The following is a 14,917-nucleotide window of genomic DNA, read 5'->3' on the forward strand; positions in this document are numbered from 1 at the left end:
GGAATGTGTCATAAGCACACATTTAAGGATATGAATAGCGTTAGCGTGGCACGGATACCACTATTCGAACTATGAGAGAGATGGTTTTTTAATCATAAGAATAGGTTGGTTAAGGAATGAAAGACAACTAATTGCAACCTTGGCTATGAATAATAACCTGATTGTCAACCAGCTCGTATGTTGACTCAATGGTCAGGCAAATCAGCCTGACTTTTTCAAGAAAAGGCATATCATTCAGTTGGCCGGTAAACGTGCAACTCTTGAGCAAGTTCCGGTCATACTGAATCGCCATGTGGTAGCTGTCTTCAAGCTGATCCAGGATGTCCGGCACCGGCGTGTAGCTGAACACAAATTGCTGGGTTAGGGGTGCACCAGCGTGTTCGTCCGTCGAAAAGGTCTCCCGCCTGACCACCGGCCGGGCGTTGGCGCTGAGTTTGAGTTCTTCATTAACCGTCAGCACAATCGGTTTTTCGGACGATTTAACCGGTGAAACTGCAACCTTGCCCGTCTTGACCCGCACGAATGCCGCAGATTCCTTGTCAAAAGAACGCACCTGAAAACTGGTTCCGAGTACCTTCGTCGTCAGGTTCGGGGCGTGTACAATGAAAGGCCGGGCCGGGTTTTTCGTCACTTCAAAAAAGCCTTCGCCCTCCAGAAAAACCTCCCGAACCCCTGCATTCATCGTTTTCCGAAACCGCAGTTGACTCCCCGATGACAGCAGCACCGAGGAATTGTCCGGTAAGATCACGACCATTGCCTGTCCGGTTCCGTTCCTGACCAGCTTCCAGCTATCCTGCCGCGTCTCCTGACTCGCCTGCGGCTGATCCGTCCTACCGACAGGAAGCATGATGCCGTCAAACCGCCACCAGATCAGCAGGCCCACAACCGCTGCAGCGGCCAGCCATTTTCCCCACCGTCCGGGCCACAGCGAGCGAATCATACCGGGCGAGTCGGGTAGCTGATCCAGAATCTGACCGGTTTTTGCCTTGACCTGTTCGTCGGAGATCTGGGCGGTTTTGCCCTGGATGACCAGAAACGTAGCCACGGCTTCTTCGTAGAGTGACTGTTTATCAGGATGCAACGCCAGCCATGTCTGCCAAACCGCCTGATCCTCCGGCCGCTGGTCCGTCACCCACCTCCGGAAAGCCTCATTTTCCAGGAAATCCTCGACCGTTGAAAGATCTTCCGATGGCAAGTCCATTAGACTTTTCGTTTATTTTTATTGATAGTATGAAGATTTAGCCCGACGATACCCTTCCCGAAGGAAATTTTTTTAAAAAATAATGCAAAACAGCAACGACAGGGGAACGAGCCACCGATGACGGAGTTTGGTGAGTGCTTTTTGCAGGAAGTTGGAAACCGACTGGCGGTTGATGTGCATCACCTCGGCAATCTCATGGATCGACAAATTCTCGTAGTAGCGTAGATAGAGGGCCTCCCGCTCCCGTACCGGGAGCGCGGCCAACTGGGCCTGAATTGCCTGCGTCATGCTGGCCAGTGACTCCTGACGAATCAGCAACGTTTCGGAATCAAGTTCGTTCATCAGCGAAGTATCCCAATCCAGTTCCTCAAAAGGCAGCCGTTTTTGCAAACGGAGGTATTGCAGGATGTGGTGCCGAAGCGCCTTGATCAGATAGTGTTTGACCGATTCGGTTTCATTGATGTGCAGGCGGTTTTCCCAGAGTTGCAGAAAAAGCTCCTGGATGCAGTCTTCAACGACCGCTTCATCCACCATGAATTTTAATCCATAGTGCTTCAGCGCGCGGTAATAGCGCTCAACTAACTGACCTAGTGCCTTTTTTTCTCCTTCACGAAATAAGCGCCACAACGCCTGATCCTGAGCCTGGGAAGTCATAATGCCTGGTAGAATGAAGACGGATACACCAATTGCGTTAAAATGACGCGATTCCTTAAATGTAAAGTTGACATTTATTTTTTAAATGTCAATACGACAACTAACGTTTTTACGAAAAATTTTTTCTTTTCCTGGAAAATAATTGGATTATGCCGGGTCGTATAGACTGCTAACGTTCAATTAATTGCCACTAAAGTTCAAAACCGGTGCAACAGCAATCAGCAGAAATGCCACAGAAACCGGTTTTCTTGATCTCCGCTGACGCACCCTGTCAGCGGTCGAAGACCCCGACAGCGGTGTATCCAGCCCAGACCCGGACAACAGATAAGTTAACTCACCCCTGTCAGGGTCTTCGACCGCTGACAGGGGTGAAACCGATTCTTCGCTAAATCGCTGGAGCTTTTTACCAAAAGATGAGGTAGATAACCGCCAGAATACTACACAAGGCCACCGCCCCGATCCGAAACGAGGAGTTCGTGCGGAACCAGTTGCGGTCGATAGACAAGGCTTTGGGGTTGTTCTTTCCGTGCGAAACCGCCAGGCTGATCCCGATATGCGCCAGCGTACAAATCCAGAACACCACGCCCATCCGGTTCAGGAACGGCATATCGGGCACCTGAAACTTGAACAGCGTCGATAACGGGATACTCAGAACCGCAGCCGCCAGCGCGCCCTGCGTTGTGGCTTTTTTCCAGAAAAACCCGAGCAGGAAGATCGACAGAATGCCCGGCGAAATAAACCCAGTGTATTCCTGAATGTACTCGAAACCCTGACCGAAGTTCTTCAGAAACGGGCTGATGGCCAGCGCGATAACGAATGAAACGACAATCGCCACGCGACCCAGCCAGACGGTTTGTTTCTCGTCCAGATTCGGGTTGAAAAACTTTTTGTGGATATCCAGCATGTAAATCGTCGAGATCGAGTTGGCTTTCCCGGCCAGCGAGGCCACAATCGCGGCCGTCAAAGCGGCAAAGGCCAGCCCCTTCAGGCCGACGGGCAGGATGTTCAGCAAAACCGGGTAGGCATTATCCGGCTTGACGATGCCGTTGTCGGAAATGCCGTTGACAATGGCCTGATCGGCGTTTTCCTGAAAGAGCACGTACGCGGCCAAACCCGGCAGCACAACAATAAACGGCATCAGCATTTTCAGGAAAGCCGCAAACAGCACGCCGTTGCGGGCGGTGGGCAGGCTGGCCCCGAGGGCGCGTTGTGTCATGTACTGGTTGCAACCAAAGTAGTTGAAGTTGACGATCCACTGCCCACCGATGATAAACATCATCAGGCCCGGCAGTTGCTGGTAGGCGTCGATAAAACCGCCCCGCCCGTCGTGCACCTGGTACTCGCCCGGACTAAACATCAGGTGCATGTGGCTGTCGGCTTTTTGCTTGATGAGCGACAAGCCTTCCAGCACACCCGCCCCGGTACCGACCCGGTCTGACAGCAACTGGAGCGCCAGGTACGTGGTCGCCAACCCGCCGACAACCAGACACACCACCTGGATGACATCCGTGTAGCCAATTACTTTCATGCCACCAAGGGTGATAAAAATGGCAAAAACCGTCAGAAACACGGCGCAGGCCATGAAATCAAAACCGGTCATTTTTTCCAGACTCAGCGCACCGAGGTAGATGATCGAGGTCAGGTTGACCAGGATGTACAGAAAGAGCCAGAACACGGCCATGATCGTCGCCAGCCGCTTGTCGTAGCGCAGCTCCAGAAACTGCGGCATGGTGTAAATCTTGTTCCGGATGTAGATCGGCAGGAAGTAGATCGCAATGATAATCAGCGACAAACCGCCCACCAGCTCGTACACCGAAATCGCCAGCCCCAACTGGAACGCCTGCCCGCTCATGCCGATGAACTGCTCGGCGGAGATGTTGGAGGCAATGATGGACGACCCGATGGCCCACCAGGTCAGCGAGCCTTCGGCCAGAAAGAAGTCCTTCGAGTCGGTGGTTTTCGAGCCTTTGTTTTTGTACACCCAGAAACCGTACGAAGCGACGATGACGAAGTAAACAAAGAAAATTAAATAGTCAAGGGTTTCGAGGCCTAGTTGCATGGGACTCTGGCTTAAGCTTGGTTGGTTTTGCGTTGAATGGCCTGCTTGGCCGCTGTTACGATATGGGCCGCGCTCAGACCGTATTTCTCCATCAACTGAGCCGGTGTGCCCGACTCGCCGAAGGTATCTTTCACGGCCACGTATTCAATCGGCGCCGGGAAGTTCTTCGCCAGTACCTGCGCAATGGAATCGCCCAGACCGCTGTTTTCCATGTGTTCTTCGGCCGTGACGACGCAGCCGGTTTTCTGCACCGACCGCAAAACCGCTTCCTCATCGAGCGGTTTGATGGTGTGAATGTTGATCACCTCCGCCGAAATGCCTTCGGCTTCGAGGGCTTCAGCGGCTTGAATGGCTTCCCAAACGAGGTGTCCGGTGGCAAAAAGGCTCACGTCAGTCCCCTCGCTCACGAGCCAGGCTTTGCCGATCTCGAACGGCTGATCGGCACCGGTAAAAACCGGGATGACCGGGCGACCAAAGCGCAGGTACACCGGCCCCTCGTGGTTGGCAATGGCGATGGTAGCGGCTTTGGTCTGGTTGTAATCGCAGGGATTGATGACGGTCATGTTCGGCAGGGTCTTCATCATGCCGAGGTCTTCCAGAATCTGGTGCGTCGCGCCGTCTTCGCCCAGCGTCAACCCGGCGTGGGAGACGCAGATTTTGACGTTTTTGTTCGAATACGCCACCGATTGCCGGATCTGGTCGTACACCCGCCCGGAACCGAAGTTGGCGAAGGTGCTGGCAAACGGAACCAGGCCGTTCAGCGTCAGACCGGCCGAGACGCCAATCATGTTAGCTTCAGCAATGCCGCACTGAATAAACCGCTCCGGGTTTTCCTTGATGAACGTGTCGAGTTTGAGCGAAGCCACCAGGTCCGCGCAGAGGGCGACAACGTTGGGGTTCGTCCGGCCCAGTTCGGCCATGCCCGCGCCAAAGCCGGAGCGAGTGTCTTTCTTTTCGGTATACGTGAATTTTTTCAAGGTCGTAACAAGTGAAAGAGTGAGAGAGCGAAAGAGTGATTGAGTGATCGGACGGTCGTTACAAATAGAGATTGGAAGTGGACAATTGATTCAAATCGGGAAACCGCCCTTTCACTCATTCACTCTTTCGCTCTTTAATAATCGCCCAGCGTTTCGGGCAACTGGCTCAGGGCGTTGGCGAGTTGTTCGTCGTTGGGGGCCGCGCCGTGCCATTTGTGGGTGTGCATCATAAAATCGACGCCCTGGCCCATCTCGGTTTTCATGATGATGCAAACCGGTTTTCCGTGGCCGTTGGCCTGCCGGGCTTCGGTCAGGCCCCGTTTGAGGTCGTCGAAATCATTGCCGTCCATGTGCAGGACGTGCCAGCCGAAGGCCTGGTATTTGGCCCCCAGATCGAGGTTGTCGAGGACTTTGGTGGTCGGGCCGTCGATTTGCTGGCCGTTGAAGTCGATGATGGCGATCAGGTTATCCAGCTTGTTGTGCGGAGCAAACATGGCCGCTTCCCAGACCTGACCTTCCTGCTGTTCGCCGTCGCCCATCAGGACGTAGACCCGGTTGGGGTCTTTCCGGATTTTTTTACCAAAAGCCGCTCCGGCGGCCACCGACAGTCCCTGCCCCAGCGAGCCCGACGCAATCCGGATACCCGGCAGGTGTTCGGCCGTGGCCGGATGACCCTGCAAGCGGGAGTTCAGTTTGCGGAAGGTCGCCAGTTCCGAAACTGGGAAATAGCCCCGACGCGCCAACACCGAATACAACAGGGGCGAAATGTGTCCATTGGACAAAAAGAACATATCTTCGTCGATCCCGCCCATGTCGAAAACGACCTGCCCATCGGCATCGGTTTTCAGGTGCATTTCGTCGAAGAAAAGGGTCACGAGCAGGTCGGTACAGCCCAGCGAACCGCCCGGGTGTCCAGAAGCCACGGCGTGGACCATGCGCAGAATATCCCGGCGAACCTGCGACGCCACGGTGGCCAGGTCGGTGGATTGGGTGGTTACGTCCATCATGCGGTTTTAGCAGCTTTTTGGTGGTCAGCGAGGAATTTGGCCAGCCCGATGTCGGTCAGGGGGTGGTTCAGCAGGGCCGTGATGGCACTCAGCGGACCGGTCATAACGTCGGAGCCGATCTCGGCACACTTCAGAATGTGCATCGGATGACGGACCGAAGCCGCCAGGATTTGCGTTTCGTAGCCGTAATTATCAAAAATCAGCCGGATTTGGGAAATCAGTTCCACCCCGTCGGTCGAAATGTCGTCCAGCCGACCCACAAACGGCGAGACGTAGGTCGCCCCGGCTTTGGCGGCCAGCAGCGCCTGCCCCGCCGAGAAAATCAGCGTGCAGTTGGTTTTGATGCCCTGTTCGGTAAAGTACTTGATCGCTTTAATCCCGTCGCGAATCATCGGCACTTTGACGACGATGTTCGGGTGGAGGGCTGCCAAGGCTTCCCCTTCGGCTAGGATGCCGGCGTAGTCGGTGGCAATCACTTCAGCCGAGATGGGTCCGTCGACGATCTCGCAGATGGCTTTGTAATGATTGATGACGTTTTCGTGGCCTGTAATGCCTTCCTTCGCCATCAGGGACGGGTTGGTGGTCACGCCGTCGAGAATGCCCAGGTCGTTGGCTTCCTGAATTTCGGCCAGATTCGCCGTGTCGATAAAAAATTTCATCGTGTGTTCGTAGGATTGGTAATAAACTCTTTGTTAAAAATTTAACAGCCTTGCCCGTAATAGGCGTTCTGGCCGTGTTTGCGCTCGTAGTGCTTCCGGCGGAGCGTGTCTTTGATGCGTGGCGTATCCGGGTTGATCTGCAAGGTCAGGTATGCCATGCGGGCGACTTCTTCCAACACGGCCGCGTTGTAGACCGACTTTTCGGCGGTTTTGCCCCAGGTAAACGGCCCGTGGTTTTGCAGCAACACCATTTCGACCTCTTTGTGCGACAGCCCTTTTTGCCGGAACACGTCGAAAATCTGGTTACCGGTTTCGTGTTCGTAGTCGCCTTCGATCATGGCGTCGGTCAGCACCGGGGCGCAGGGAATGTCCTGGTGGGTGTGGTCGGCGTGGGTGGTGCCAAAAATCGGAATGTCCATCCCGGCCTGCGCCCAGGCCACGGCGTAGGTGCTGTGGGTGTGGGTGATGCCACCGATGTCGTCCCAGGTTTTATAAAGCAGCGCGTGGGTTTTGGTGTCGGACGAAGGCCGCATCGAACCGTCGACCACCCGGGCGTCGTAATCCATAATGACGATATCCTCCGGTTTCAGCAGGTCATAGGGAACGCCACTCGGCTTGATGGCAAAAACCGCCTTGTCCCGATCCACGGCGCTGACGTTGCCAAACGTAAACAACACCAGCCCCAGTTTCGGAAGCTGCATATTCGCTTCGTAACACTCTTCTCGTAACGAGGTGTACATGGTTGGAATTGACTAAGTAGTGAATGATTTACGGTTTTTGGTATTCAGTTTTTCGTGTTCGGTATCAAGTATTTAAGACTTATAAACTGAATATCGAATATTGAACACTGAATATCGAACACGAAAAACTGAATACCGAAAACCGAACTCCCGCCAACGGCTTACTGGAGTTCCAGCACGACTACCGAAACCGGGGGCAACGTGACTGTCAGTTCATCCCCGGCAAGTTTGGCGCCGGAGAAGGCGACCGGTTTGACCTTGGTGGGGTTGTCGAACGTATTGTGGTCCTGCATCTTGCCGGAAGTCAGAATGCGACCGGTGACGCCTGAGGCTTTCAGCCCTTTCAGACTGACGCTGACGGTCTGGGGTTGGCCCGCGTGGATGTTGACCAGCGAGATGTGCGTTTTGCCCGCTTTGTCGCGCGAGGCCGAGACCGAAACCGCCGGGAGTTTTTCGTTTTCAAACTGGTAGTCGCCGGTTTTGATGTCGATGGGCAACAGCGTCGCGTCCTGGTGGACGTTGTACATTTCCAGCACGTGGTACGTCGGTGTCAGTAGCATTTTGGTTCCTTCCGTCAGAATCACGGCCTGCAACACGTTTACCGCCTGGGCCAGATTCGCCATCCGCACCCGTTCGGCGTATTTGTGAAAAATGTTCAGCGTAGAGCCGGCCAGCACGGCATCGCGCATCGTGTTTTGCTGGTACAGAAAACCGGGGTTGGTGCCCGGCTCGACGTTGTACCAGCCGCCCCACTCGTCGACCACCAGGGCCACTTTCTTCTGCGGATCGTACTTGTCCATGATGGCCGCGTGTTTCTCGATTACTTCGTCCATTTTCAGCGCCTGCTTCATGGTCTTGACGTAATCGGCCTCCGAAAATTCCGTCGCCGAGCCTTTTTTGCCGTCGTCCCAGCTATGAACCGAGTAATGGTGCAGGGCCACACCCTCCATCATGTTGATCGGAATGTTTTTCATGAGCGTTTCCGTCCAGTTCAGATCGCTGGAATTGGCCCCCGAAGCAATCCGGAAGATGCGGTCTTTCCCCACGGTCTGGTTCATGAACGTGGCATACTGCCGGTAGATGTTGGCGTAATAATCGGGCGTCATGTTGCCCCCGCAACCCCAGGCTTCGTTCCCGACGCCCCAAAACCGCACGTTCCAGGGTTCCTGCTGCCCGTTTTTCTGCCGCAGGTTCGACATGGGGCTGTTTTTCGGGAAGTTCACGTACTGCACCCAGTCGCTCAACTCCTGCACCGTGCCGCTGCCGACGTTCCCGGCCAGGTACGGTTCAGTGCCCAGCAACTTGCACATATTCAGGAAGTCATGCGTGCCGAAACTGTTATCTTCCGTGACGCCCCCCCACCAGGTGTTGACGATCTTGGGGCGCTGGGCTTTGGGACCAATTCCGTCTTTCCAGTGGTAGGTATCGGCAAAACAGCCGCCCGGCCAGCGCAGGTTGGGAATTTTCATTTTTTTGAGGGCTTCTACCACATCGAGCCGAACGCCGTTTTTGTTCGGAATCTTGGTGTTGCCTTCGCCCACGTAAAAACCGTCGTAAATACAACGCCCCAGGTGTTCGGCAAAATGGCCGTAAATGTGCCGGTTGATGACAACCTTCCCTTCGTCGGCTTTCACCGTCACCCGGTTTTGGGCCATCGCCGACCACAGGCTTCCTACACAAAGTAGGGTCAGATAGAGTTTCTTCATGTTCGTTTATCGATAAGCGGCCTCGCTCCAGCGAAGCTCATTTTTCAATTGGCGTAAGGTGGTCTGGCGATCAATGACGACGAGTTCGACGCCGAAGATGTCGGCAAAATCTTCGAGATGTTCGGTCGTCAGGTTCTGACTGTAGACCGTATGATGCGCGCCCCCGGCCAGAATCCAGGCCGCACAGCCGGTCGCCATGTCGGGCATCGGTTTCCAGAGCGCCCGGGCCACGGGCAGTTTGGGAAGGGCTTCGGTGACCTCCACGGCTTCTACCTCGTTGACCAGCAGCCGGAACCGGTTGCCCAAATCGATCAGCGAAACGTTGATAGCCGGACCCGCCGGGGCATTGAACACCAGCCGAACCGGGTCGGCCTTGCCACCGATTCCGAGCGGATGGACTTCGCAGGACGGTTTTCCGGCCGCAATCGACGGACAGATTTCCAGCATATGTGACCCTAACACAAGCGGGTTGTGCGGATCAAAATGGTAGGTGTAATCTTCCATGAAGGAGTTGCCGCCCGGCAAACCGGCTCCCATCACTTTCAGCACGCGAACCATGGCCGCCGTCTTCCAGTCGCCCTCGCCCGCAAACCCGTAGCCGTCGGCCATGAGCCGCTGCGACGCAATCCCGGGCAACTGCGCCATGCCGTGCAGGTCTTCGAACGTATCGCTGAACGCGCCAAAACCGCCGTCCTGCAAAAACGCCCGCATCCCGAGTTCGATCCGGGCCGCGTCGCGCAGCGCACCGTGTTGGGTACCGCCTTTTTGCAGCGAATCCATCAGGGTGTAGCTATCGGCGTATTCCTGCACCAGCCGGTCGACGTCGGCATCCGTCATCTGGTTGATCACCGCGACCAGGTCGCCGATGCCCCAGGTATTCACCGATAGTCCGAAGGTCATTTCGGCGGCTACCTTGTCGCCTTCCGTCACGGCCACCTGACGCATGTTGTCGCCAAACCGGCAAACTTTCAGCGTTTTCAGTTCGTGAACGCCCAGCGCCACCCGCGACCAATCGGCTAGTTTCTGCACCACGGCCGAGTCCTGCCAGAAACCGACGACTACTTTGCGATTCAGCCGCATCCGGGAGAGCATGAACCCAAACTCGCGGTCGCCGTGCGCTGACTGGTTGAGGTTCATGAAATCCATGTCGATGTCGTTCCAAGGAATATCGCGGTTGAACTGGGTGTGCAGGTGCAGCAGCGGTTTTTTCAGGATTGACAGCCCCCGAATCCACATTTTAGCGGGCGAAAACGTGTGCATCCACGTAATGATGCCCACGCAGGCCGGGGTGACGTTTGCGTCCTGGCAAATGGCGTATATCTCGTCCGGTGTTTTCACGACGGGTTTGAACACCACCCGAACGGGGAGTTGGGTTGCTTTGTCGAAAAAGTCAGCGATAAGTTGGGAATGTTCATCCACCTGACGGAGTGTTTCCTCGCCGTACAGGTGCTGACTTCCCGTGATAAACCAGACTTCCCCTTGTTGTTGCTTAAGCATATTGCGTTGTTGTTGCGTTAATTCCTGATTTGGTTTCGATAAAATCGCCGAGCTGCCGGTATTTCTGATAGAGGCTTTCGTACACCGCCACCCGATCCGGGCGGGGCTGGTATTCGGCGTCGAAGCCCGAGCCCATCGCCTGCTGAGCCGCTTCCATCGTGGGGTGAACCCCGGCGGCCACGGCCGCGCACATGGCCGCGCCGAGCGCACAGGCCTGATCGGCGCGGGCCACCTGAATGGGCTTGTTCAGCACATCGGCCAGTGTTTGCATCACAAACGGCGACTTCTTGGCCACCCCGCCAATGGCGATCACTTTCTTGATCGGAACGCCTTCCTGCACAAACCGGTCGACGATGCTGCGGGAACCGAAGGCCGTGGCTTCCACCAGTGCTTTGAAAATCCGGGGTGCATCGGTGCCCAGGTTCAGGCCGGTCAGGGCGGCTTTCAGGGTATGGTTGGCATCGGGCGTCCGACGGCCGTTCACCCAGTCGAGCGCCACCACGTCCTGGGGCGTCACGGGCAGTTGGGCGGCCTGTTCGGATAAATACGGGATAAGCCGTTGCTGCAGGGAATCCGTGGCTTCGGGGCCGAGCAATTCGCGAACGGGCTTAGTAATCAGTTGGGCAAACCAGGCGTAGACATCACCGAAGGCTGATTGCCCCGCTTCCAGCCCGAGCATGCCCGGCGCTACCGAACCATCGACCTGCCCGCAAATGCCCCGAATCAGCCGGTGGCCAATTTCGTCGTTAGGGGCCATCAGAATGTCGCAGGTGGAAGTGCCGATGATGCGCACGAAGGCATACGGTTCGATTTGCGCCCCAATCGCGCCCATGTGCGCGTCGAAGGCCCCGACCCCGATGACGACATTCGATGAAAGGCCGAGTTTCTGCGCCCATTCGGCCGAAAGCGTGCCCATCGCCTGATCGGCGGTGTAGGTATCGGTGAAAAGCCGGTCGCGCAAACCGCTGAGCAACGGGTCGAGCCGGGTCAGAAACTCGTCGGAAGGCAAACCGTCGAACTCGCTGTGCCAAAGGGCTTTATGTCCGGCCGCGCAGCGCGACCGACGCAGGCTGAGCGGGTTGGTGTTGCCGGTCAACACCGCCGAAATCCAGTCGCAGTGCTCGATCCAGGAAAAGGCGTGTTGCCGAACGGCTTCGTCGACACGCAGGGTCCGCAGAATTTTGGCCCAGAACCACTCGGACGAGTAAATACCGCCGACGTACTTTGTGTAATCGATGTCCCAGTGATGGGCAAGGTCGTTGATCGCTTCGGCTTCGGCGTTGGCCGTGTGGTCTTTCCAGAGAATGAACATGCCGTTGGGATTTTCGGCAAAGTCGGGGCGCAGGGCCAGGGGCTGGCCGGTTTCATCCACCGCACAGGGGGTTGAGCCCGTGGTATCAATGGAAATCCCGACGACCTGTTGCCGGATTTCGTCGGAAACCTGAGCGAGCGCGCCGGTGATAGTGGCCTCCAGCCCTTCGAGGTAATCCAGCGGGTGCTGGCGAAATTGCGAATGGGCCGGATTGCAGTACAATCCCTGTTTCCAGCGGGCATATTCATGCACGTGCGTGCTGACGGCCTGACCGGTTCGGGCATCGACCACCAGGGCGCGAACAGAATCTGTACCGAAGTCGATACCAATGACGTAAGGAGAGTTCATAAGTCGATTGTAAGGCTAGGCATTTAGCTAAGTGTCATTTTGACATTTATTGAAATAAACAGAACTAGTCGACGATTCAAAACCTGTGTAAATCAAACGAGTTTCAGGAAATTACTGGTTGATGATTAGATCTTTCAAGTTTATTGTTCTTTGTATCTGGTAGCCGACTGACTGTCAATCCATGATTCGAAAACGAAGAACCTTAAACGATAAACTTAAATTCAACTACAAGTTTGTCACGGTTTTTTGGCCTTTCTCTCGTCTAAGCGTTGCTACTGCTCAGGCCGGAACAAACGCCGCAAGTTCCGGCAGGAAGGCATAAAAACCGTTCAGGTATTTCTGGTAATCCGGGTATTTTTCCAGGTTCAGTGAATACAACTGCCCTTTTTTGGTCACCGAGGTCAGATCCTTCTCCCCGGTTTCCAGCAGCAGGTCGGTGGCCAGAATCTTGCGCCGGAAATTCCGCCGGTCAAGTTGCACGTCATAGATGGCTTCGTAGAGCTTTTGCAACTGCGGAATGGTAAACTTTTCGGGCAACAGTTCAAAGCCGATCGGGTACAAAGCCGCCTTGTAGCGCAACCGCTTGAGCGCCAGGTCTACCATGTCGTCGTGATCGAAAATCAGTTTGGGAACCCGTTTCAGCTCAATCCAGGAAGCATTATGTGCCCGCAGCGTATTGGGGTCCTGATCGGCAATGTTGACCAGCGAGTAATAGCCAACCGAGATTGTCCGCTCGACCGGATCGCGATTCACGGCCCCGAATGTATGCAATTGTTCCAGGTAGTTGTTCTGTAAACCGGTCAGCGTAAACAGTATCCGCGTGGCAGCATCCTGTAAGTCTTCGTTTTCTTCCACAAAACCGCCCATCAACGACCACTTGCCAAACTCAGGTTCGAAGTTCCGTTTAATCAACAGCAACTTCAGGGTTTCGCCATCGAAGCCGAAAATGATACAGTCGAGCGCAACCAGAATCCGGCTACTGTTTTTGTAGGCTTCCATCAGGAGACTTCAGTATAACGTCAGCACGACACAATATATGTGTCATTGCGACGCAATCCTAACCATTATTTTCAACTTTACAAAGCCTGGTTTGTTTTTTTCTTTGAAAAACTAGTAGAATTGTTACAAAATAGAAAAATAAAGGGTGGATGAGATCCCGGTTTTATAAGCAAGGCCCCAACCCTTACGAACCGACCAGGGTCTATCTATCACAAACCGGTACCTGGTTTAACCATGAAACATTCACTTCTACTACTCTGGTTGGTTTTACTCCCTTTTTTCAACGCCTGCAAGCCGAAAGCAGTTGATCCGACGAAGCGGGTAAGGCCGGTTGACCTGAAGATTACCGTAACCAGTACAGATTATAAGCTTGACTGGGAGGGAATAAATATTGATTGCGTCACTTCACCCTGTCCGGATATTGCGGATGTGGAAGCCCAGGAATACGAAGTTCAAATCGCCGACAGTGAGTTGGGGCCGTTCCGCTCCTATCAAACCTTCGACGCTTCCGTAAAATCGATCCGTATTCCGGCGGCTCGGGTTGGCCAGCAAATCGTAGCCCGGATCGTATCGAAAAACAAACAGGCTCCACCCGCGAACTCCAATCCGGTTATGGCCACTATGCTGGGGCTATCGCAATCGGCTTATTACCCCGGTTTTGGGCTTACCGGAGTTGGTATGGGAGGTGATGTAACGCCCGATGGCTCGAAAGCGACTTTCTTGTTAACAGCGCCGGAAGCAGGAAGTCAGCCCGTAACGTCGCTGTATGTAGCCGACCTGCAATACGAGCGGGCGGTTTCGACCAAACTCGTAGCTCCCCTGGCAACCGTGGCCTCGTTTTCACCGGATGGGAAGCAACTCGCTTACCTTTCTCAAACAGGGAATGGTTTTATAATCTACGACCTGGCAACCGAACGAGCGCAAACCCTTCCGGTTTCCGACACCAGTCGGATTTATTCCGTTGACTGGTCGCCGGATGGCAAGTGGCTTGCCTACTCCACGGTTTCCAATGACGCATCCCGCCTGTGGAAACTAGCCACAACGGGCGGACCGGCGGTTCCGTTGACGCCTTTGCTGTCCGTTCGTGGCTCCGCTTATCTTTGGCGAAGCGATATAAGTTGGTCACCCGATGGGAAGTTCATCGCCGTGTCAGGTGTTCGAACTGATGAAACGCAGCAGGAATGGCGGGTTGCCGTTTCGCTTTATTCACCCGATGGCAATGGCGAAGTGCGTTCTTTCGAAACCCAACCAGGCTGGATCGATACCCATCCATCGTTTTCACCGGACGGAAAACAGCTTGCCTTCCTGAGCACCCGGACCGATCCATCGGCGCACACCTATAGCCTCTGGGTTCGGGATGTAACAACGGGCCAGGTTCGTCAGGTTACGCTGTTACCGGATCTAATCCCTCTGGCTGATTACGCACCGCGCTGGCTTGGCAATGAGCGGTTGCTGTTTATGGCTACCCAGCGGGGCCAAAAAGGGTATTTTACCGTATTTCTGTAAGCTCAACATAATGAATACCGGTTGAAGATTCCGTTAAATGTAGTCCGGCTAAAAAAAGTCTGCCTTTCCGAACCAACTAGCCGACTACAAGCTGAAATATTCTAATTTCCTTCAAACTACAAACAATAAAATCAAAACTAGCAAACTACTTACGTCGTTTCGACACTCATCTACCTCTTTTGCTTTCTGCTCTGTCCCGAAGCGCCTTTTCACTTGTTGGCACGCAGGTCAATCTAATCCGGCAAATTTTTC

At 54.6% G+C, this 14,917-nt stretch carries 12 protein-coding genes; 1 reads left to right on the top strand and 11 read right to left on the bottom strand.

Translation table 11 applies throughout. The features are described from left to right. Nucleotides 1–127: 127 nt before the first annotated feature. The 11 genes from ACO2Q8_RS03455 to ACO2Q8_RS03505 form a co-directional block, all read right to left on the bottom strand. Nucleotides 128–1,201, bottom strand: a complete 1,074-nt coding sequence (locus ACO2Q8_RS03455) for a FecR family protein (protein ID WP_423343384.1) — start codon at nt 1,199–1,201, stop codon at nt 128–130. A gap of 72 nt (nt 1,202–1,273) precedes the next feature. Continuing rightward, a complete protein-coding gene (locus ACO2Q8_RS03460) occupies nt 1,274–1,855 on the bottom strand; it encodes an RNA polymerase sigma factor (protein ID WP_423343385.1) in 582 nt (193 codons plus the stop codon). A 403-nt stretch (nt 1,856–2,258) separates the two neighbouring features. Further along, on the bottom strand, nt 2,259–3,914 hold the full coding sequence (locus ACO2Q8_RS03465) for a sodium/sugar symporter (protein ID WP_423343386.1): 1,656 nt from the start codon (nt 3,912–3,914) through the stop codon (nt 2,259–2,261). A gap of 11 nt (nt 3,915–3,925) precedes the next feature. Continuing rightward, complete coding sequence (locus ACO2Q8_RS03470; protein WP_423343387.1) at nt 3,926–4,891, bottom strand: transketolase family protein; 966 nt, start codon at nt 4,889–4,891, stop codon at nt 3,926–3,928. Nucleotides 4,892–5,025: 134 nt separating this feature from the next. Continuing rightward, the gene (locus ACO2Q8_RS03475; RefSeq protein ID WP_423343388.1) at nt 5,026–5,898 is read right to left on the bottom strand and encodes a transketolase; all 873 of its coding nucleotides are present in this window, start codon (nt 5,896–5,898) and stop codon (nt 5,026–5,028) included. Beyond that, nucleotides 5,895–6,557 (bottom strand): fructose-6-phosphate aldolase, encoded by a 663-nt coding sequence (fsa, locus tag ACO2Q8_RS03480; protein WP_423343389.1) that lies wholly within the window; start codon nt 6,555–6,557, stop codon nt 5,895–5,897. Before fsa ends, ACO2Q8_RS03475 begins: the two co-directional genes overlap by 4 nt. A gap of 41 nt (nt 6,558–6,598) precedes the next feature. After that, the gene (locus ACO2Q8_RS03485) at nt 6,599–7,297 is read right to left on the bottom strand and encodes an L-ribulose-5-phosphate 4-epimerase (RefSeq protein WP_423343390.1); all 699 of its coding nucleotides are present in this window, start codon (nt 7,295–7,297) and stop codon (nt 6,599–6,601) included. A gap of 161 nt (nt 7,298–7,458) precedes the next feature. Next, complete coding sequence (locus ACO2Q8_RS03490) at nt 7,459–9,003, bottom strand: alpha-N-arabinofuranosidase (protein WP_423343391.1); 1,545 nt, start codon at nt 9,001–9,003, stop codon at nt 7,459–7,461. Nucleotides 9,004–9,009: 6 nt separating this feature from the next. Beyond that, complete coding sequence (araA, locus tag ACO2Q8_RS03495) at nt 9,010–10,500, bottom strand: L-arabinose isomerase (protein WP_423343392.1); 1,491 nt, start codon at nt 10,498–10,500, stop codon at nt 9,010–9,012. Further along, the gene (locus ACO2Q8_RS03500) at nt 10,493–12,160 is read right to left on the bottom strand and encodes a ribulokinase (protein ID WP_423343393.1); all 1,668 of its coding nucleotides are present in this window, start codon (nt 12,158–12,160) and stop codon (nt 10,493–10,495) included. Before ACO2Q8_RS03500 ends, araA begins: the two co-directional genes overlap by 8 nt. 279 nt (nt 12,161–12,439) lie before the next feature. Next, a complete protein-coding gene (locus ACO2Q8_RS03505) occupies nt 12,440–13,159 on the bottom strand; it encodes an NUDIX hydrolase (RefSeq protein WP_423343394.1) in 720 nt (239 codons plus the stop codon). Between the two features lie 234 nt (nt 13,160–13,393). Here ACO2Q8_RS03505 and ACO2Q8_RS03510 point away from each other — a divergent pair, with 234 nt between their 5' ends. After that, nucleotides 13,394–14,665: a hypothetical protein gene (locus tag ACO2Q8_RS03510; protein WP_423343395.1), complete on the top strand. Its 1,272-nt coding sequence runs from the start codon at nt 13,394–13,396 to the stop codon at nt 14,663–14,665. Nucleotides 14,666–14,917: the final 252 nt, after the last annotated feature.

Origin of the sequence: Larkinella sp. VNQ87, assembly GCF_049445795.1 — a bacterium.
Classification (GTDB): domain Bacteria; phylum Bacteroidota; class Bacteroidia; order Cytophagales; family Spirosomataceae; genus Larkinella.